The following is an 18,588-nucleotide window of genomic DNA, read 5'->3' as shown; positions in this document are numbered from 1 at the left end:
TCTAACAATCAGTTCCACCAGGGGCCCACGTGATAGACTTTCATCACAGCGACCACAAAGATCCACACAATGGTAATGGGGATAAAGACTTTCCAGCCCAAACGCATGATTTGGTCATAACGATAGCGAGGCAGTGAAGCCCTTAACCAGAAATATGCATACAGAAAAATTGAGGTTTTACCCAGGAACCAGAAAATACTCGGTTGAGCAATCCAGCTGTCACCGGTGAATGGTGAATACCAGCCACCCAGAAACATCAATGCGGTGAGCGCAGAAATGATGATCATATTGGCATATTCACCCAGGAAAAACAGTGCAAAAGCAGCCCCGGAGTATTCCACATGGAAGCCAGCCACAATTTCAGATTCACCTTCTGCCACGTCAAATGGAGCCCGGTTCGTCTCTGCCACACCGGAAATATAGTAAATCAAAAACAAAGGCAATAGTGGCCAGATGTACCAGTGAACCAAACCACCCTCTTGTCCACGAACAATTTCTGACAGGTTCAGACTGCCTGCAGCAACCAATACCCCGACCAAAGCAAATCCCATGGCAATTTCATAAGAAACGATTTGTGCTGCCGAACGCAAGGCTCCCAATAAGGCATATTTAGAATTCGATGCCCAACCTGCAATGATCACCCCATAAACACCCAGCGAAGTCATGGCCAGCACATAAACCAGACCGGCATTGATGTCAGCCAACACCATTCCATCGGCGAATGGCACCACAGCCCAGGCAGCAAACGCAGTTGCCAGGGTAATGATTGGCGCAATCAAAAACAGGAATTTGTTGGCATTTTTAGGGAAAATGATTTCTTTGGTTAATAACTTCAACACATCGGCGAAAGGCTGCAACAAACCTCTGGGGCCTACCCGGTTGGGCCCCATTCTGACGTGCATAAAAGCGATCACTTTCCGCTCAAAATACGTCAGATATGCCACCGTAAGGATCACCCCAAGCACAATAGCCAGAATGTAAATCAGATTATCAAATATCAGAAATTCCAATAATTCCATCATGATTGTGCTCCTATGATGCCTACACTCAGGTCTCCCGCATCGATATTAAGACTGCTGCTTCTCCCCATGTTCACCACGGCAGAACCTTCAGGCACCTGATCCGATACAGACAGGGTGAGTTCAGCATAACGACCGCCCTGCTCAACCGAAACCAAATCACCTTCGTTAAAGCCAATTGATAATAAATCACTGGGGTTGACACAAACCGTGTCACTGGTAGCCAATACCGAATCTTGTAATGGCTGTGACCTGCGAACCAGTTGATCACCGTCATAAATCCCCTGATGAGGATATAACGCAAGGCCTTTGACCGCTGGTTGTAGCACTTTGCAATCCTGATGGATGATGGCAGGTTCAGCCTGGTACCGCTCAGTTTTGGACATCACATCGTTAATGTCTTCATAATCAAAGCCATCAAAACCCATCAAATTACCCAGTACCCTAAGTACCCGCCAACCAGGTTTGGTTTCACCAGGCGATCGTTGAGCCACCATAGTGACTTGTCGCTGTGCATAATTGTTGGTCATACTCCCGGTCACTTCCGGCAGTAAAGCAATCGGCAAAATCAGATCAACCCTCGCTTTGAGCGCATCATCACAAAATGCATTAAATGCAACACAAAAGTCACTGTTTGTTAAAGAATTTTTTATAGATGCCTGATCCGCAAAATCCTGGATTTCTGCTTGATAAATCAAATTCAACCGGTGTTCTTTTTGCTTGATGTCACCATCGGCAAACAAACCTGCCTGATGTGCACCCACTGCATTGGCACCAGTAAACAGCTCATTGACTTTGCCACCAGTGACCTGTGCCAGCCAGGCAGTCAATGCTTTGATCATGTTAGCCTGAGGGTGCTGCTCACTGATCTGTCCGATCACAAACAACGCACAGGTGTCTTTTTTCAACAGTTGTTTGGCCAGGTGATTGATGTCTTCATCGGTTTTTTGTTCCATCACCCAATCAGCCAATTGTCCGGTTGGTTTTTGTTGGCTGATTTCAGCCACACTTTTTGCCAATGAAGCCAGTTGCTTCACCCAATTGATTGAATTACCAGTAAAGTCATGTAGCAGGTCATAATTTGGAGCAAATGCCTGTGGGCCGAATGAAGACACTGTTGCACCAGCCAACCAGGCTTGTCTGATTTTGTGGTTCAAAATGGGCTGTTCATGACGGATATGACCACCGACAATCACTATTTTCTGTTGTTCTGCCACATCAGCCAATGCAACATCAACCCGTGGCATGCGATCATGTTCACTGAAATCAGTCATGTGAATGCGGTGCTCGTGATGATGGCTGCCCAAGTGATCAAACAATTGTTTTAACAGGTGATATTCTTCTGTGGTGGCGTAGTTGGAGGTATACAGTGCAATTTCATCGCCATCAAACTTTTTGAATTGGTTAACCAGCATATTCAGAGCATCTTCCCAACTGGCTTCACGCCATTGACCATTTTCTTTGATCATGGGTTGGGTGACTCGATTTTCCTGATTTTTCAAACCATGAATTCCATACCTGTCACGATCAGCAATCCATGCTTCATTGATGGCTTCATTGTCCTGAGGTACGGTTCTCAAGATATCGCCATTTCTGGTGTGATAGTACAGGTTTGAACCCACTCCATCATGCATGGCAATGGCTGAAGTGGCCATCAATTCCCAGGCACGGGCTTTGTATCTGAAGGGTTTATTGGTCAGGGCTCCAACCGGACATAAATCAATGACATTGCCTGACATTTCTGAACCAACCGAAGCGCCCACAGCCGTGCTGATGTTGGTACGATCACCACGCCCGATTCCACCCAGCTCATCAGTACCGGCAATTTCATTCAGAAACCGCACACAACGGGTACACAAAATACATCGGGTCATGTCAGTGGCTATCAGTGATCCCAGATTCTCATCTTTGACCACCCTTTTCGAGTCTACATATCGTGATACATCCCGACCATAACCCATGGACACATCCTGTAATTCACATTCACCGCCCTGGTCACAAATTGGACAATCCAACGGGTGATTGATCAACAGAAACTCCATCACATTTCGCTGTGCATCGGTGGCTCTTTTCGATTGCGTATAAACCTTCATGCCATCCATCACGGGTGTGGCACATGCAGGTAATGGCTTGGGGGCTTTCTCGACATCCACCATACACATCCGGCAATTGGCGGCAATGGACAGTTTTTTGTGGTAGCAGAACCTGGGGATTTTGATGCCCTGTTTATCAGCAGCCTCAATGATCATGCTGCCTTTATCGGCTTTCACAGGCTGACCATCAATTTCAATGGTTACTGTGTTGTCAGCCACTTGATTGGTGGTATCGGTCATGAAGTAAACCTCTCATTCATTGCTTTTTTGTGTTCCACAAAATATTCAAATTCATCCCAGTAATATTTCAAAATGCCCTGGACTGGCCAGGCTGCTGCTTCACCAAATGCACAAATGGTATGACCTTCAATCTGGCCAGCTGCCTGTTTCAGCATTTCAATGTCCTGCTCTTCGCCTTTGCCTTCAAGGATGCGAGTCAATACGCGGTACATCCAGCCCGTTCCTTCACGGCAAGGGGTGCATTGGCCACATGATTCCATGTAGTAAAAACGGGACAGCCGGTGACAAACTTCCACCATACAGGTGCCTTCTGCCATCACAATCACTGCACCGGAACCCAATCCGGAGCCGGCTTGTCCAATGGCGTCAAAGTCCATGGTGATGCCCATCATCACTTCGGCTGGCAATACTTTCATGGATGACCCCCCTGGGATCACCGCTTTGAGTTTCTTACCATCCAGTACACCACCAGCCAATTCCAGCAAATCTTTGAACGGTGTACCCAGCGGTATTTCATAGTTACCTGGTTTGTTGACATGGCCGGAAACCGAGAAAATTTTCACCCCACCATTGTTCGGCTTTCCTAACTCCAGGAACCATTCAGCACCATTGCGCATGATGGCAGGTACTGAGGCAAATGACTCGGTGTTGTTGATGGTGGTTGGTTTGCCATAAATACCAAAATTGGCAGGAAATGGCGGCTTGAACCTGGGTTGACCTTTCTTACCTTCCAAAGACTCCATCAATGCGGTTTCTTCACCACAAATATAAGCACCGGCACCGTGTACCGCATACAGATCAAAATCCACTCCGGAATCTTGAATATTACGGCCCAGTAAACCAGCGTCATAGGCTTCTTTTAATGCCGCTTCAAAATTCTCAAAGGGCTCATGATGGAATTCACCACGCAGGTAGTTGTAACCCACGGTTGCACCCATGGCATATCCGCCAATGGCCATGCCTTCAATCACGGCATGAGGGTTGTACCTCAAAATGTCCCGGTCATGACATGTGCCTGGCTCAGATTCATCTGAATTACACAACACATATTTTTGGCCAGGTGCATCTTTGGGCATGAAGCTCCATTTCAGACCTGTTGGGAATCCTGCCCCGCCTCGGCCGCGCAAGGCACTGGCTTTGACCGTGTCAATAATTTCGTTCTGATCGGTTTTTTCCGCCAATATTTTCTTCCAGGCCTGATAACCACCCTTCTGCAGATAATTCTGCAGAGAATGATCCTTATCAGGGTTCAGACAGACGTTCAATTCAGTCATGAATTCAGCCCTCCGAGTAATTCATCGATTTTTTCTTCAGTCAGATTTTCGTGGTAATGACCATTGATGATCATCATTGGCGCGCCTGTACAAGCAGCCACACACTCTTCTTCCTTGACCAGCGTGATCTGACCGTCTGGCGTGGTCTCACCCAACTTAATGCCCAGTTTTTGTTCTGCATACTTAACCACTTTTTCTGAACCGCGTAACATACAGGAAATATTGGTGCAAATTGCAACCTTATTTTTCCCGGATGGTTTGGTGAAAAACATGGAATAAAAGTTAGCAGCTTCATATACCCAAACCGGAGGAATCTCCAGGTATTGAGCCACCGCCTGCATGATCTCCTGACTCAGCCAGCCACCGTTTTGGTCCTGCGCTGCATGCAAAGCTCCGATCACAGCTGACCGGCGTTGATCATGCGGGTATTTACTGAGCCATTCATCAATATGGGCTCTGGTTTCCCCTGTCAACAATTCGTTGGCCAGGGTTTTGTCGTTTGATTGTGGATTGACTTGATACATTATCGATCGATCTCCCCAAATACAATGTCCATGGTTCCAATTACTGCCACCACATCAGCCAACATGTGACCTTTGACCATGTCATTCATGGCCGATAAATGAGCAAAGCCCGGGGCGCGTAATTTCATTCTGAAAGGTTTGTTTGAGTCATCTGAAATCAGATACACACCAAACTCACCCTTGGGTGCCTCTACTGCGGCATAAACTTCACCAGCCGGCACGGTATAACCCTCGGTAAACAGTTTAAAGTGATGAATCATCGACTCCATGTCTTCTTTCATCATTTCCCGACTGGGTGGTGCCACTTTAAACTCATCAACCATCACCGGACCCGGATTGTGTTTCAGCCACTCTACACATTGTTTAATGATGCGGGTTGACTGAACCATTTCTTCCATACGTACCAGATAACGGTCATAACAATCACCATTGACACCCACTGGAATGTCAAAATCAACCTTATCGTAGGCCGCATAGGTTTGCTTTTTCCTCAAGTCCCAAGCCACACCACTGCCTCTGAGCATCGGACCAGAAAATCCCCAGGCCTTGGCTTGTTCTGGAGAAACCACACCGATACCCACAGTTCTTTGCTTCCATATACGGTTGTCTTGCAACAGGGTTCGGTACTCATCAATCTTAGAGGTGAAATCATTGGCAAATGCTTCAATGAAATCAAGTAGTGAACCTTCACGCCATTCATTCACATAAGCCAGGTTCTTGCCTTTGGTCCATTTACTCTCGGCATATTGCGGCATGCGTTCAGGCAAATCCCGATAAACACCACCAGGCCGGTAATAGGTCGCATGCATCCGCGCACCTGAAACGGCTTCGTACATGTCCATACAATGTTCACGCTCACGGAATGCATAAAGAAACAGAGCCATGGCGCCGAGATCCAGGCCATGGGTTCCAATCCACATCAGGTGATTTCTGATGCGAGTGATCTCATCAAACATGGTTCTGATGTATTGAGCACGGATGGGCGCCTCGATGTTCAGCAACTGTTCAATGCCACGCACATAAGCATGTTCATTACACATCATTGAGACATAATCCAGCCGGTCCATGTAACCAATAGACTGATTGTAAGGTTTGCTTTCAGCCAGCTTTTCAGTACCACGGTGCAACAAACCAACATGAGGGTCAGCGTGCTCGACAACCTCACCATCCAACTCAAGAATGAGTCGCAACACACCATGTGCTGCCGGATGCTGCGGACCGAAATTCATTGTATAGTTTTTAATCTCAGACATTAGGAAGTCTCCTGATCATTCATGCTCTCAACATAACGTGAATCACGCCTGATGGTTTTCGGCACCAGGACCCTGGGTTCGATGCTAACTGGTTGATATACAACCCGTTCTTTTTCTTCGTCATAAGCCACTTCCACATTACCAATGAGTGGAAAATCTTTTCTGAACGGATGACCAATGAAACCATAGTCTGTCAGGATTCGACGAAGATCAGGATGACCTTTAAATATGATGCCGAACAAATCAAAAGCTTCGCGTTCAAACCAATTCACCCCTGGCCAGATATCAACCAGAGAAGGGACCATTAACATTCCCTCGTCCGGGGCATAACACTTGATTGTCAGGCGGCGGTTATGCGGCACAGACAACAACTGAGCCACCACTGCAAAGCGTTTTGGCATAGCTTCTTGACGTCGTTCGTGCCAGGAGAACCGTCCAGGTCCTTTGGCATTGACACCACGACTGAAACCAGTTGATGAAACACCGTCTGTCTGCCACTCGGCTTCACCATAGGTGAAATAATCAACACCACATACATCCATGCACTGATCAAACTGAAAAATCGTGGCGTCACGCAAGGTCTTGGCAACTTCCAGCCAGGACTCAACCGGCACCGTGCAAACCACCCCGTGAGCACTTTCTTCAATCTCCAGCTGAACATCAGTGAAATGCTCTGCCAGCTCTTTGGTTAACTTATATCGGTAATTACTCATGATGTTCTGGAAATGGTGTTGGTGCGTTTGATTTTCTTTTGTAACTGTAAAATACCGTAAATCAAGGCTTCTGCAGTGGGCGGACAACCTGGCACATAAATATCCACCGGCACCACACGGTCACAACCCCTCACCACTGAATAGGAGTAATGGTAATAACCGCCACCGTTGGCACAGGAACCCATGGAAATCACGTACTTCGGCTCTGGCATCTGATCATATACTTTGCGCAAAGCCGGAGCCATTTTATTGACCAGAGTTCCAGCGACAATCATCACATCAGACTGTCTGGGCGATGGTCTGAAAATCACCCCAAAGCGGTCCAAATCGTACCGTGAAGCACCTGCCTGCATCATTTCTACAGCACAACAGGCCAAACCGAAGGTCATGGGCCATAACGAACCAGTCCTCGCACCATTGAGCAAAGCATCAACAGTGGTGGTCACAAACCCTTTGTTTTCAAAACCCTGATCAACAACGGGTTGAATGATGTTATCAACTACTCCCATTCCAACGCTCCTTTTTTCCACTCATAGATAAAGCCTATCACCAGCAACATCAAAAAGATAAACATAGAAACCAACCCAAAAGCGCCTAATTCTTCAAGCACAACGGACCAGGGGAACAGAAAGGCAATTTCAAGGTCAAAGATAATGAACAGAATGGCCACCAGATAAAACCTGACATCAAATTTCATGTGAGCATCATCAAAGGCTTCAAAGCCACACTCGTAAGCTGAAATTTTTTCATCAGTGGTTTTGCGGGTTCCGAATAGCAAACCCAGAGACATGAGCGCAATGCCCAATCCGGTAGATACTGCCAGAAACAATAAAATTGGAAAGTATGGTGCTATCATTCAGCCATCCCCTATTTTAAATGTAAAAAGATTGGTGCCGAAGGCCGGACTTGAACCGGCACGACCGTTGGCCACTACCCCCTCAAGATAGCGTGTCTACCAATTCCACCACTTCGGCACGTGTTTGCATGACCCGCAGGCCATGACTTTCAATAACAAGTACCCAAAGGGCACTTATTGAGGATTACTTAATTACTTATTACTTATTCCCACCATCTGAATCTTCTTCAGACGCTGTATTTTCTGTGTTTTCTGTATTTGAATCAATGACCTGAGCAGCTTCTTCCTGAACGTCAGTTGCTGCTTGCTGAACATCATCCAACACCTCAGCAGCTGTCTCATCAGCCGCATCAATGGCATCCAACACAGCCTCAGTTGACGGTGCTTCATTGACTGGATTAATGGCAGGTTCCTGAGTGACTTCATCCAATGTGCCAAAAACCCCCAAATCCTGCTCAGCAGCTTCATCAGTGGCCGAATAAGTATCCCTGGCATCAATGGCAATCAGCATGGTGATGATGAAAAACGCCGTGGCCAGGATGGCCGTGGCCTTGGTCAGGAATGAACCAGAACCTTTGGCGCCAAATACAGTACCAGAAGCACCGCCGCCAAAAGCAGAACCAGCCGTGGCACCAGGGCCTCGCTGAATCAGAATAAAACCAATCAGTGCCACCGCAACAATGACCTGAAAAATATTTAAAAAGTTGATTGTCATTTATTTATCTCCTTGCGACAACTTGTCTGCCTGCTCACAAATTGCCAAAAAATCTCGGACTGTCAATGAAGCCCCTCCAATCAGGCCACCATCAACATCTGGCATCGAAAAAAGCTCATGTGCGTTAGAACCTTTACAGCTTCCTCCATAGAGGATGCGGATGCGGCGCGCTATTGTATCATCATTTGATGCCAATTGAGAACGGATAAATTGATGAACTTCCTGTGCTTGTGCCGCACTGGCCGTCTCCCCTGTTCCTATGGCCCAAACCGGCTCATATGCAATGACACCACTGGCCAAACCAGCCATCCCAACTTCATCAATCACCGCCTGAATCTGCTGCCATACCACAGCAAAAGTTTGTTCACTCTGGCGCTGCACCAAAGACTCACCCACGCACAATACCGGGGTGAGGTTATGCTTGATGGCCTGGGCAAATTTTTTGGCCACTTCAGCTGACTGTTCATTGTGCATGGTTCGTCGCTCTGAATGCCCCACCAGCACCATATCGCACCCCAGGTCTTGTAGCATGGCCGCACTGACCTCTCCGGTGACGGCGCCATCGTCATATTCACTCAGATTTTGTGCACCACAATAAATTCCTTCAGGCTTGTTGTTGATCACTTCATATAAATGTATGTAGACCGGAAAAACCGCCACATCGAAGCCGGGGTCATTGGGTAACCCAGACTTCAAACCGGCCATCATGTCCCTGGCAAAAGCCAGGGAGCCATGCATTTTCCAGTTGCCGGCAACCAACAGTTTACGATTCATTATCGTCCCCTGAGGCCATTCCCTCATCGCTGGCACCAGCATCTTCTTCGGCGTCGGCGTCGGCATCATCATCTCCTTCGAGATGAACCACTTTGGCTATACTCACCAGGTTTTCCTTGTCTGACAAGCGAATCAATGTCACACCCTGGGTGTTACGACCAACAGTTGAGATACCACTGACCGCTGTTCTGACCAGGGTGCCGCCGTTACTGATCAACATGATCTGGTCTTCAGGAAGCACCTGACACGCACCCACCAAGGCACCATTACGCTCACTGGTCTGTATGGCTATAACACCCTGACCCGAACGTTTGATGCGGGAAAATTCTTCCAACCTGGTTTGTTTACCAAAACCGTTTTCAGTGCACACCAATACATTACCTTCTTCTGCCACAAACATTGAAACCACCCGATGGTTATCTTTGAGGGTGATCCCCCTGACACCGCGCGCTGTGCGTCCCATTGAACGCACATCAGTTTCATTGAACCTGATGCATTTTCCAGAGCTGGAGAACAGGAACACATCCTGGTCACCGTTGGTGAGTTCAACATTCACCAAATGATCATCATCCAACAGACCCAGGCCGATGATGCCATTGGCTCGCGGTCTGGAAAAGTTTGACAACGGGGTTTTCTTCACCACGCCTTTCGCCGTGGCAAAAAACACAAACTTATCTTCATCGTAATCCCTGACCGGCAAAATGGCAGTGATCTTCTCGTCTTTATCTAACGGCAACAAGTTCACCAGCGGCTTACCTCTTGCTGTGCGCGAGGCCATCGGCAACTCATACACCTTCAACCAGTAAACCTGCCCTTTGTTACTAAAACACAGCAAGGTGTCATGGGTGTTGGCCACCCACAGACGTTCAATGAAATCTTCATCTTTCATGGCAGTGGCGGATTTACCTTTACCGCCACGGGTTTGCGCCCGGTATACATCAACCTGTTGCATCTTGGCATAACCTTCATGCGACAAGGTGACCACCACATCTTCTTCAATGATCAGGTCTTCCATGGTCAGGTGACGCTGGCGGTTCATGATCACGGTGCGGCGCTCATCACCGAAATTTTCTTTGATTTCCTCCAGCTCTTCACGAACCACTTCCATCAAACGATCGGGGTTGGTGAGGATTTCGAGGTATTCTTTGATGTGCCCAATGATTTCCTTGAATTCATCAGTGATTTTTTCCTGCTCAAGCCCGGTCAATCGGTGCAATTGCAGGTCGAGAATCGCTTTGGCCTGAATCGGCGACAGCTGATATCCTTCTTTGAAGAAACCATATTGATCTTCCAGATCCTCCGGACGACATAAGTCACCATCATCATCCAACATGGCCTGAATCAACGACGAATCCCATTTCTTGGCCAGCAACTTTTCTTTGGCTTCTGTGGGATTCTTGGACTGTTTAATCAACTCAATGATTTCTTCAATATTGGCCAGTGCCACTGCCAGGCCTTCTAATACATGCGCCCGGTCCCTGGCCTTTTTCAATTCATAAATGGTACGGCGAACCACCACTTCACGACGGTGTTTGATGAACTCATGCAAGATTTCCATCAAACTGAGCGTTCTTGGCTGACCATTGACCAGAGCAACCATATTAATACCAAAAACAGTTTGCAATTGAGTCAGCTGATAAAGTTTGTTCAACAACACTTCAGCCACTTCACCACGGCGCAACTCGAACACAATCCGCATACCGTCCTTGTCAGACTCATCACGCAAAGCAGTGATGCCTTCTATTTTTTTCAGTTTGACCAGTTCAGCCACTTTTTCGATCAACCGGGCCTTGTTGACCTGGTAAGGCAGCTCATTAACCACAATGGTCTGTTTGCCGGAAGCATCATCGGTTTCAATTTCCGTTCTGGCCCGCATGTATATTTTGCCACGGCCGGTTTCATAAGCTTCTCTGATGCCTTCTGCACCATTGATGAACGCGGCTGTAGGAAAGTCAGGCCCCGGCAAATGAACCATTAAGTCATCCAGGGTGGCCTCTGGATTAACGGACATTTCTATGACCGCATTGATGACTTCAGAAAGGTTGTGCGGAGGTATGTTGGTGGCCATGCCCACTGCGATGCCTGACGACCCATTAACCAGTAATGCCGGCACGCGGGTTGGCAACACTTCAGGCTCAGTATCAGTCTCATCGTAATTGGGAATAAAATCAACGGTGTCCTTGTCAATGTCGGCCAACATTTCGTGGGAAATTTTTGCCATCCTAACTTCGGTGTATCGCATCGCAGCTGGAGAATCTCCATCCACAGAACCAAAGTTACCCTGACCATCAACCAGCATGTACCGCATGGAAAACGGCTGCGCCATTCGCACAATCGTGTCATATACTGCGGTGTCACCATGCGGATGGTATTTACCAATCACATCACCCACCACCCTGGCGGATTTTTTATGAGCCTTGTTCCAGCTCACGTTGAGCACGTTCATCGCATATAACACCCGGCGATGCACCGGTTTCAAACCATCTCTGACGTCAGGCAAAGCCCGCCCAACGATCACACTCATCGAATAATCGAGGTATGATTTTTGCATCTCATCTTCGATGTTTATTTTGATTATATCAGTCGAATTTTCAGCCATTTTTCAGCCAACTTCCCAGTATTCACAAAGCGGAAAATTATAACACATCCAACAAGCCGGCAGAGCAACAAATTGAGCAATATGCGAATTGAAAGGCCCACAGCAAGCCGATCACCACAATCCTTGCACCAACAGCACAGTGAAGATAAAATCGCTCAGAACGAACGAAATTAATGATCCAAACAGTTTCAGGTCAACCTGCGTTTGGTTTCAGGCCCACCCGATCATAATAAGCCCTCGCAAAATCAGCCAATGTACCGGCCTCAATGGCCGCCCTGATGCGGCGCATAAATTCCTGGTAAAAATACAGGTTGTGGATGGTATTTAAACGTGACCCCAGCATTTCACCACATTTATCCAGATGCCTGAGGTAAGATCGGGAAAAATGCTGGCAGGTATAACAACCACAATCAGCATCCAAAGGCCTGGTGTCATGCTCGTGTTTGGCATTGCGGATTTTAACCACACCGTCCCAGGTAAATAAGTATCCATTGCGCGCATTCCTGGTAGGCATGACACAATCAAACATGTCAACACCAAGCAACACCGCCTCAAGAATATCTTCAGGCTTACCGACTCCCATGAGATAACGCGGCTTGTCTTTGGGCAACAACGGCGTGGTGGTTTTTAACACCTGCTCACGCAAATCCTTGGGCTCACCTACCGACAAACCACCAATGGCATAACCATGGAAGTCCAGATCCGTCAGTCCTTTTGCTGATTCTGCCCTCAGATCATTGTACATACCACCTTGCACAATCCCAAATAGGGCATTGGGATTATCAGCAAAGGCGTCCAGACTGCGTTTAGCCCAACGCAATGACAGCTCCATGGAAGTTTTGGCTTCCTCATGTGTGGCCGGGTAAGGCGTGCACTCATCAAAGATCATAACGATATCCGACCCAAGATCCCGTTGCACAGCCATGGACTCCTCAGGTCCCATGAATACCCTTGAACCATCAACCGGAGAGGCAAAAGTAACCCCCTCCTCAGTGATTTTTCTGCGTTTGGCCAGCGAAAACACCTGAAAACCACCAGAGTCAGTTAATATGGGCTTATCCCAGCCCATGAAGTCATGTAAATCACCATGGGCTTTGATGACTTCTGTCCCAGGCCTCAACATCAGATGAAAGGTATTACCCAGGACGATTTCAGCACCAATCCCCTTGACCTCATCAGGCGACATGGCCTTGACCGTTCCATAAGTACCCACTGGCATAAAGCAAGGGGTTTGCACTTCACCCCGATCAAAAGTCAATGCCCCTCTGCGGGCCATACCGTCCTGTTGTTTAAGCTGAAATTCCATGGTGTTTCCGGATCATAAAAATACGACCGCTCATTATACAGGCTGTACGGATTGATCGGACAAAAATTCATAGAGCCCTTCACTGGCCTGTTCCAACAGATCAAGAACCAATTCAAAACCATCCCCGGAACCATAATACGGATCTGGAACCTCACTGTAGTCAGCCTCATCAGCAAATCGCATCATGGCCAGGATCTTCTGATGATCCTGGTCTGGGAACCGCTGCAACAATTCGACACGATTGGCCTGGTCCATGACCACCAACCAATCAAACCGGGAAAAATCGGCCTGCACAACCTGCCTGGCACGTAAATGAGCCATTTCAATCCCCCTGCTCCTGGCTGCAGCCACTGATCTGGAATCTGGCGGTGAACCCACGTGATAAGCATGGGTACCAGCTGAATCTATATGATACCGGTGGGCTTGTTGTTGATTCTTTACCAAGCGGGCAAACACAGCCTCTGCGGTAGGTGAACGACAGATGTTGCCCATACAGACAAACAATACTTTTTTGCGATTCATGAATTTACCCTCTGATTAATATTGGTTAAGATGGGTGTTTTCCCACCAGTCACATTATGTCAAAAATCACTGCTTTTCAATACCAAAAAGACCAGCCAAGACCAACCCAGGAACAATTGATGGATTACATCAGCACCCATCAAATCAAACTGAAGCCAGAAGCCAAATCATTGGCAGCCGGACTTGAAGCAATCAACGCCGAAGCCAAACAGGCTGTATTGGTGGTGTTCCAGGCTTTGGATGCGGCCGGTAAAGACAGTACCATACGCAATGTATTTCGCTATTGTGATCCAGGGCATATGAATGTCGCGGCCTTCAAAGCACCCAGCAAACGAGAAGCAGCGCATGATTTCATGTGGCGTTGTTACCAAGAATTTCCAGCCAAAGGCCAGTTGTCGGTTTTCAATCGCAGTTACTACGAAGAAACCCTCGTGGTTCGCGTGCACCCGGAATTCCTCAAGGGACAGGGCATTGTCCAAAAACCCAACAAAACATTCTGGAATAAACGCTTTAACTTCATCAAACAAACCGAAACCCACCTGGTAAATTCAGGAACCAAAGTGATCAAATTTTTCCTTGATGTCAGCCAGGATGTTCAACACCAAAGGTTCATCAGGCGCTACAGCACCCCAGAAAAACAATGGAAGTTCAACACCAGAGACCTACAGGAAAGCCTGCGATGGGATGATTATCAGAAAGCATTCAACAAAATGCTGAAAAAAACGTCAACCCGGATTGCCCCTTGGCACATCATCCCGGCCAATGACAAACCAGCAATGCGAGCCATGGTATCTGCCATTATCCAGGCTGAAATGAGCAGCATGAAGCCCAGTTATCCTGGCATGCCGGCCTTTGATGAAAATGAATTGAAATTGATCGACCAGCTGGTCAGTGGAGATCAACCGTAATGAATCACCGAATGGGTGATTTGTGGAGGCAGCTGCAAATGAAACCCCTGATCCTTTAACTGTTTTCTGACCTGATCAATGTCTTCACTGGCCAGTTTGCTGTGTTTGTTCAGGTTCAGCTGCATGGCCACTTCACAGTGACCCAACATGGAGGTCAATTCTTCAGGCAAGTCATTCCAATCAAAATCCCTCACGAGGTAGAGATAAACCCCTGTTTTTTTGGTTGAACGATAAACTGTACACAACATCAGTTTTTACGCTCTTTATCCGACCCTTTCTCTTTGCGATCTGCAGACTGATGATCACCAATGACCCCTTTGAGGGGACAAACTTTCACGATGGGGCATTTGCTACAGCTGGAAACCAACGCATATGGACACAGTGTCATGATTAAATCCTGATTATTAAACCCCGCATTTTATCATGACCATGGCCTCACCGGACACCAGATATGCGACAGGACTGTAATTCAGGGTGGGTATCAAGGATGGTATATCCCTCATCTCCCATGTCCGCTTTCAGCTGCCGGACGCCACTGCGCAAAAACCAGGTTACCTCAATATCACCAACTGTCTTCAGGTAACTGCTCCATCGATCACCTGGCTGTCTGCAAACCACTTCACAACCTTGTTGCTCATCACATGTGATGGTCTCTTTCTTGACCCAGGATTGTTCCGCTTCATGGGCCCCGGCAGCACCACCGAAAAACAACGCACAAACCAAAGTAATTTTTTTCATGACACACCTGTTATAAATAGAATGCCACCATTTTATTGCACAGCCATGAACTGACAGTTAACCGCAACTACATTGAATTGTGACTCAGGTCTCACTCAGGGTATCAGTCATTTGCTGAGCAATCCGATGGATCACTGCAAAACTTTCTGCCACATCCTCCGTTGTGGTTTGCCAGTTGCACACACTGATTCGCATCGCCAGTCGATCTTGCCAAATGGTCTGACCCACCCAGCAGGTGCCTTCTTTTTGTACCGCATCAAGCACCGCCAGATTCAGGGCCTCAGAACCCAGGTCAACCACCACCTGATTCAATACCACTTCATTCATGACATGATAACCAGCCTGACTGAATAATTTGGCAAAATAGACAGCACAATCACAACAGCGGTCCACCAATGCTTCCACACCTTTATACCCAAGGTGACGCAACACCGCATAAACATCAACACCCCGGCCACGCCGGGATAATTCAGGGGTATAATCAGATGGATTGCGCACGGCCTGTTCAGTAGGCAAATAGGCCGCCGTGATGGCCATCGCACTCTTCAGGGCTTCCGGATGTCTGACAAAAGCCAGTCCGGAGTCATAAGGTACGTTCAGCCATTTATGGGCATCAGTGGCCCAAGAATCGGCTTTCTCCATTCCTTCACCCAAATGGCAATGCTGCGCTGAAGCCATGGCCCACAGGCCAAAAGCGCCATCCACATGGACCCAGGCATTCTTGCCTGCTGCCAGATCACAGATCTGACCAATGGGATCAAAAGATCCTGAATTGATGTTCCCGGCCTGAGTGATGATCACGCTGTTATCCATCACCTCAGGGAATGCTTCGGGACGCATCCGACCCTGTTCATCAGTGGGTATTTTGATGACCCTGTTACGCCCCAAGCCCAACATGGCAAGTGATTTATAGACAGTTGGGTGAGATTCTTCACTGATGATGATGTTCAATTCAGGCGAGCCCTGTAACCCATCGGCCTCGACATCCCAGCCGCTCCTTTTGAGCACCAGATTTCGGGCCGCCGCCAATGCGGTGAAATTGGCCACTGTGGCACCGGTCACAAAAGCTGTGGCAGACTCTTCAGGCAGACCCAGTAAATCCAGCATCCAGCGGGCAGAAACTTTTTCCAGCAGTGCAGTGGCAGGTGTGGTTTTTTCCAGTCCACTGTTCTGGTCCCATGCTGTAGCCAGCCAATTCGAAGCGACACTGACCGGATATGCCCCACCTATGACAAAACCAAAAAACCGCGGCGAACCCATTTTCATGGTCGCGGGGCTGCCAAACTGATGGAGAGACTTGATCACATCTGCGGCAGATTCACCAGCCATACTGAGTGGCACATCGAGCTGCTGCAAGGCCTGGCGCGCCACATCAGAAACCTGGATTGCCGCGTGGTTGGACTGCTCAAGGTATTCTGCTGCCAATTGTGCTGTTTGCGTGTAGAGTTTATTCATGGGGGAGCAAATTCAGCCAGTCTATCAAAAAAAGAGAGTCACAGACAATCAACATGCAGGATTCACACATATTTGTCATGCATTCTCTATAATTAAGTCATCAATTTACCCATTCATGTTATGTCCGAAACCATCCAGGTCGCCTTATTTCCCATTCCACAGATGGTGGCCTTTCCTGGCACCACCTTACCGTTGCATGTCTTTGAACCCCGGTACCGCGCCATGATCAACCATTGCATCAGTCAGGACATGATGCTGGCCATCAGCCATACCCGCAAGGCCCTCTCAACACCCAGAAAACCAATTTCACCGGAAGTCGCTCTTCACCAAAATCAAACCACATATGAATCCTGTGATGTATTTTCTGCAGGACATTGTGAATTACTGAAGATCACCGATGACGGCAGGATGTACATTGACGTCAAAATAATACACCGACTGGAAAAGCTGCAAGTTGTACAAGAAGTGCCTTTCCAGGTCGTTGATTGCCACATCTTGGCAGATCAGCCCACTCAGATGAATGCCCGGGATGAACAAGATATGGTCAATGACATCAACCAACTACTCCTGATCATCAGTCAACAACACAGTCCTGAATTGTACGAGATCATCAAACAACCCCAATGGCAACAAATGGATCCGGCAGAATTCAGTTTCAAAGTGTTCAGCTATTTCAGGTTTGAGGCAGATTTCATGCAACAAGTACTGGAACAAACAGTTGTTGCCAACCGATTAAAACTCATTTGGCAAGGCCTCAGTCAAGGCATATGAACCAGCCTCAGCGATAAATTTTCTCATTGGTGCTGCGCCTCAATCTGGCAAACAAATCCAACTCCCAGGGACGCATACCCACAACCATGGTGGTACCATGCCGGAGCTTCATGTCCAGATGCTGATCCTGTTCTGATAACAAAGTAAACTGTTGTTTGAGCTTCAGAATGTGTTGCTGCATCGAGTCATTGGATTCTTTGCTGAGCATACCATTGACCAACAACCGGATTTCTCCTGGACCAATGAATTGACTTTGCCAGAAATCTGCTTGAATGTGCTGTTCAAAAAATCGTTGTATCGGGCCGTTTTCAATCCAGTGAAAATGCGGTGAAACTTTAAGCCTGATGTGATTATTGGGCAATAACTCGATCAGTTCAATTCGCTCCAGCTGGAGCAGCATGTTAATCAATTCGGCTGATTCAAACTGATAAATATCCAGGATTTCTACAAAGGTCCAGTGATTGCACACACAAACCGTGACCAGCAAATAGCGCACATCGCTGACCATCAATCGCTCCTGTTTCTCTGTGAGCTGAACCAGCTGAGTTGATTCTTTTTTGATGACCTGCATTAAATCCACCAGCTCTAAATCCATCATCGCACAAATCGCCAATAACCGCTCCAGGCTGATGTGCCCCTTGGACAGGCTCCGTTTGATGCTGGATTCTGACAAACCCAATTCTTTGGCCACAGATGCGTAATTGATTTTATGCTGTTTCAGCAAGCCCTTCACAGCCTGGAGGATTTGATGTGTTTGCGTCATAAGGTCCTGTTACGTGCTACTTTGGTGTATTGTAACGCTCATTACCACGCAACTGTTGCAAAAAA

Annotated in this window: 20 protein-coding genes and 1 tRNA gene; 2 read left to right on the top strand and 19 right to left on the bottom strand. The window is 47.6% G+C overall.

The features are described from left to right. Nucleotides 1-8 precede the first annotated feature (8 nt). The 14 genes from nuoH to B0475_RS12790 all read right to left on the bottom strand — a co-directional run bounded on the left by nuoH (nt 9) and on the right by B0475_RS12790 (nt 13,888). The gene (nuoH, locus tag B0475_RS12855) at nt 9-1,022 is read right to left on the bottom strand and encodes an NADH-quinone oxidoreductase subunit NuoH (RefSeq protein ID WP_077412274.1); all 1,014 of its coding nucleotides are present in this window, start codon (nt 1,020-1,022) and stop codon (nt 9-11) included. Next, nucleotides 1,019-3,352 (bottom strand): NADH-quinone oxidoreductase subunit NuoG, encoded by a 2,334-nt coding sequence (gene nuoG, locus B0475_RS12850; protein WP_077412273.1) that lies wholly within the window; start codon nt 3,350-3,352, stop codon nt 1,019-1,021. The genes nuoH and nuoG overlap by 4 nt, the downstream gene beginning before the upstream one ends. Next, nucleotides 3,349-4,626 carry an NADH-quinone oxidoreductase subunit NuoF gene (gene nuoF / locus B0475_RS12845; RefSeq protein ID WP_077412272.1) on the bottom strand — a complete coding sequence of 426 codons (1,278 nt, stop codon included), beginning with the start codon at nt 4,624-4,626 and terminating at the stop codon, nt 3,349-3,351. The genes nuoG and nuoF overlap by 4 nt, the downstream gene beginning before the upstream one ends. Beyond that, nucleotides 4,623-5,150 (bottom strand): NADH-quinone oxidoreductase subunit NuoE, encoded by a 528-nt coding sequence (gene nuoE / locus B0475_RS12840; protein WP_077412271.1) that lies wholly within the window; start codon nt 5,148-5,150, stop codon nt 4,623-4,625. Before nuoE ends, nuoF begins: the two co-directional genes overlap by 4 nt. Beyond that, nucleotides 5,150-6,403, bottom strand: coding sequence for an NADH-quinone oxidoreductase subunit D (locus tag B0475_RS12835; RefSeq protein ID WP_077412270.1), 1,254 nt, complete (start codon nt 6,401-6,403; stop codon nt 5,150-5,152). Before B0475_RS12835 ends, nuoE begins: the two co-directional genes overlap by 1 nt. Next, nucleotides 6,403-7,116 carry an NADH-quinone oxidoreductase subunit C gene (locus B0475_RS12830; RefSeq protein WP_077412269.1) on the bottom strand — a complete coding sequence of 238 codons (714 nt, stop codon included), beginning with the start codon at nt 7,114-7,116 and terminating at the stop codon, nt 6,403-6,405. Before B0475_RS12830 ends, B0475_RS12835 begins: the two co-directional genes overlap by 1 nt. Next, nucleotides 7,113-7,625, bottom strand: coding sequence for a NuoB/complex I 20 kDa subunit family protein (locus B0475_RS12825; protein WP_077412268.1), 513 nt, complete (start codon nt 7,623-7,625; stop codon nt 7,113-7,115). Before B0475_RS12825 ends, B0475_RS12830 begins: the two co-directional genes overlap by 4 nt. Further along, nucleotides 7,616-7,972 (bottom strand): NADH-quinone oxidoreductase subunit A, encoded by a 357-nt coding sequence (locus tag B0475_RS12820; protein WP_077412267.1) that lies wholly within the window; start codon nt 7,970-7,972, stop codon nt 7,616-7,618. The genes B0475_RS12825 and B0475_RS12820 overlap by 10 nt, the downstream gene beginning before the upstream one ends. 32 nt (nt 7,973-8,004) lie before the next feature. Continuing rightward, a tRNA-Leu gene (locus B0475_RS12815) sits at nt 8,005-8,090 on the bottom strand. 81 nt (nt 8,091-8,171) lie between these two features. After that, entirely contained in the window at nt 8,172-8,687 is a 516-nt protein-coding gene (gene secG / locus B0475_RS12810) for a preprotein translocase subunit SecG (RefSeq protein ID WP_077412266.1), read from the bottom strand. Next, nucleotides 8,688-9,461 carry a triose-phosphate isomerase gene (gene tpiA, locus B0475_RS12805; protein ID WP_077412265.1) on the bottom strand — a complete coding sequence of 258 codons (774 nt, stop codon included), beginning with the start codon at nt 9,459-9,461 and terminating at the stop codon, nt 8,688-8,690. Then, the gene (gene gyrA / locus B0475_RS12800; protein ID WP_077412264.1) at nt 9,451-12,060 is read right to left on the bottom strand and encodes a DNA gyrase subunit A; all 2,610 of its coding nucleotides are present in this window, start codon (nt 12,058-12,060) and stop codon (nt 9,451-9,453) included. Before gyrA ends, tpiA begins: the two co-directional genes overlap by 11 nt. Before the next feature lie 193 nt (nt 12,061-12,253). Continuing rightward, nucleotides 12,254-13,366, bottom strand: a complete 1,113-nt coding sequence (tgt, locus tag B0475_RS12795; protein WP_077412263.1) for a tRNA guanosine(34) transglycosylase Tgt — start codon at nt 13,364-13,366, stop codon at nt 12,254-12,256. Nucleotides 13,367-13,399: 33 nt separating this feature from the next. Beyond that, the gene (locus tag B0475_RS12790; RefSeq protein WP_077412262.1) at nt 13,400-13,888 is read right to left on the bottom strand and encodes a low molecular weight protein-tyrosine-phosphatase; all 489 of its coding nucleotides are present in this window, start codon (nt 13,886-13,888) and stop codon (nt 13,400-13,402) included. Between the two features lie 56 nt (nt 13,889-13,944). Here B0475_RS12790 and B0475_RS12785 point away from each other — a divergent pair, with 56 nt between their 5' ends. Then, complete coding sequence (locus B0475_RS12785) at nt 13,945-14,796, top strand: PPK2 family polyphosphate kinase (RefSeq protein WP_077412261.1); 852 nt, start codon at nt 13,945-13,947, stop codon at nt 14,794-14,796. On the opposite strand, the gene B0475_RS12780 is transcribed toward B0475_RS12785, so the two are convergent. From B0475_RS12780 to B0475_RS12770, 4 genes are all read right to left on the bottom strand, one after another. Continuing rightward, a complete protein-coding gene (locus B0475_RS12780; protein ID WP_077412260.1) occupies nt 14,787-15,044 on the bottom strand; it encodes a YcgL domain-containing protein in 258 nt (85 codons plus the stop codon). The genes B0475_RS12785 and B0475_RS12780 overlap by 10 nt on opposite strands. After that, the gene (locus tag B0475_RS17815; protein WP_198538262.1) at nt 15,044-15,184 is read right to left on the bottom strand and encodes a hypothetical protein; all 141 of its coding nucleotides are present in this window, start codon (nt 15,182-15,184) and stop codon (nt 15,044-15,046) included. Before B0475_RS17815 ends, B0475_RS12780 begins: the two co-directional genes overlap by 1 nt. A gap of 47 nt (nt 15,185-15,231) precedes the next feature. Beyond that, the gene (locus tag B0475_RS12775; protein ID WP_077412259.1) at nt 15,232-15,534 is read right to left on the bottom strand and encodes a hypothetical protein; all 303 of its coding nucleotides are present in this window, start codon (nt 15,532-15,534) and stop codon (nt 15,232-15,234) included. Nucleotides 15,535-15,618: 84 nt separating this feature from the next. Continuing rightward, the gene (locus B0475_RS12770; protein WP_077412258.1) at nt 15,619-16,989 is read right to left on the bottom strand and encodes a pyridoxal phosphate-dependent decarboxylase family protein; all 1,371 of its coding nucleotides are present in this window, start codon (nt 16,987-16,989) and stop codon (nt 15,619-15,621) included. Between the two features lie 120 nt (nt 16,990-17,109). Here B0475_RS12770 and B0475_RS12765 point away from each other — a divergent pair, with 120 nt between their 5' ends. Further along, entirely contained in the window at nt 17,110-17,760 is a 651-nt protein-coding gene (locus B0475_RS12765; protein ID WP_077412257.1) for an LON peptidase substrate-binding domain-containing protein, read from the top strand. A gap of 7 nt (nt 17,761-17,767) precedes the next feature. Here the strand turns inward: B0475_RS12765 and B0475_RS12760 are convergent, their stop codons facing one another. Continuing rightward, nucleotides 17,768-18,523, bottom strand: a complete 756-nt coding sequence (locus B0475_RS12760; protein ID WP_077412256.1) for a helix-turn-helix domain-containing protein — start codon at nt 18,521-18,523, stop codon at nt 17,768-17,770. Nucleotides 18,524-18,588: the final 65 nt, after the last annotated feature.

Source organism: Marinicella sediminis, from assembly GCF_002000055.1.
GTDB classification, from domain to species: Bacteria; Pseudomonadota; Gammaproteobacteria; order Xanthomonadales; family Marinicellaceae; genus Marinicella; species Marinicella sediminis.
This window is presented reverse-complemented; position numbering and strand designations above follow the sequence as displayed.

Excerpts from the sequence above, each read along its gene's own strand:
- B0475_RS12770 (WP_077412258.1), bottom strand. The coding sequence starts at position 16,989 with ATGAATAAACTCTACACGCAAACAGCACAATTGGCAGCAGAATACCTT.
- secG (WP_077412266.1), bottom strand. The coding sequence starts at position 8,687 with ATGACAATCAACTTTTTAAATATTTTTCAGGTCATTGTTGCGGTGGCA.
- B0475_RS12775 (WP_077412259.1), bottom strand. The coding sequence starts at position 15,534 with ATGAAAAAAATTACTTTGGTTTGTGCGTTGTTTTTCGGTGGTGCTGCC.
- B0475_RS12825 (WP_077412268.1), bottom strand. The coding sequence starts at position 7,625 with ATGGGAGTAGTTGATAACATCATTCAACCCGTTGTTGATCAGGGTTTT.
- B0475_RS12785 (WP_077412261.1), top strand. The coding sequence starts at position 13,945 with ATGTCAAAAATCACTGCTTTTCAATACCAAAAAGACCAGCCAAGACCA.
- tpiA (WP_077412265.1), bottom strand. The coding sequence starts at position 9,461 with ATGAATCGTAAACTGTTGGTTGCCGGCAACTGGAAAATGCATGGCTCC.
- B0475_RS12780 (WP_077412260.1), bottom strand. The coding sequence starts at position 15,044 with ATGTTGTGTACAGTTTATCGTTCAACCAAAAAAACAGGGGTTTATCTC.
- B0475_RS17815 (WP_198538262.1), bottom strand. The coding sequence starts at position 15,184 with ATGACACTGTGTCCATATGCGTTGGTTTCCAGCTGTAGCAAATGCCCC.
- nuoF (WP_077412272.1), bottom strand. The coding sequence starts at position 4,626 with ATGACTGAATTGAACGTCTGTCTGAACCCTGATAAGGATCATTCTCTG.
- B0475_RS12765 (WP_077412257.1), top strand. The coding sequence starts at position 17,110 with ATGTCCGAAACCATCCAGGTCGCCTTATTTCCCATTCCACAGATGGTG.
- nuoE (WP_077412271.1), bottom strand. The coding sequence starts at position 5,150 with ATGTATCAAGTCAATCCACAATCAAACGACAAAACCCTGGCCAACGAA.
- tgt (WP_077412263.1), bottom strand. The coding sequence starts at position 13,366 with ATGGAATTTCAGCTTAAACAACAGGACGGTATGGCCCGCAGAGGGGCA.
- nuoG (WP_077412273.1), bottom strand. The coding sequence starts at position 3,352 with ATGACCGATACCACCAATCAAGTGGCTGACAACACAGTAACCATTGAA.
- B0475_RS12820 (WP_077412267.1), bottom strand. The coding sequence starts at position 7,972 with ATGATAGCACCATACTTTCCAATTTTATTGTTTCTGGCAGTATCTACC.
- B0475_RS12760 (WP_077412256.1), bottom strand. The coding sequence starts at position 18,523 with ATGACGCAAACACATCAAATCCTCCAGGCTGTGAAGGGCTTGCTGAAA.
- B0475_RS12830 (WP_077412269.1), bottom strand. The coding sequence starts at position 7,116 with ATGAGTAATTACCGATATAAGTTAACCAAAGAGCTGGCAGAGCATTTC.
- B0475_RS12790 (WP_077412262.1), bottom strand. The coding sequence starts at position 13,888 with ATGAATCGCAAAAAAGTATTGTTTGTCTGTATGGGCAACATCTGTCGT.
- nuoH (WP_077412274.1), bottom strand. The coding sequence starts at position 1,022 with ATGATGGAATTATTGGAATTTCTGATATTTGATAATCTGATTTACATT.
- B0475_RS12835 (WP_077412270.1), bottom strand. The coding sequence starts at position 6,403 with ATGTCTGAGATTAAAAACTATACAATGAATTTCGGTCCGCAGCATCCG.
- gyrA (WP_077412264.1), bottom strand. The coding sequence starts at position 12,060 with ATGGCTGAAAATTCGACTGATATAATCAAAATAAACATCGAAGATGAG.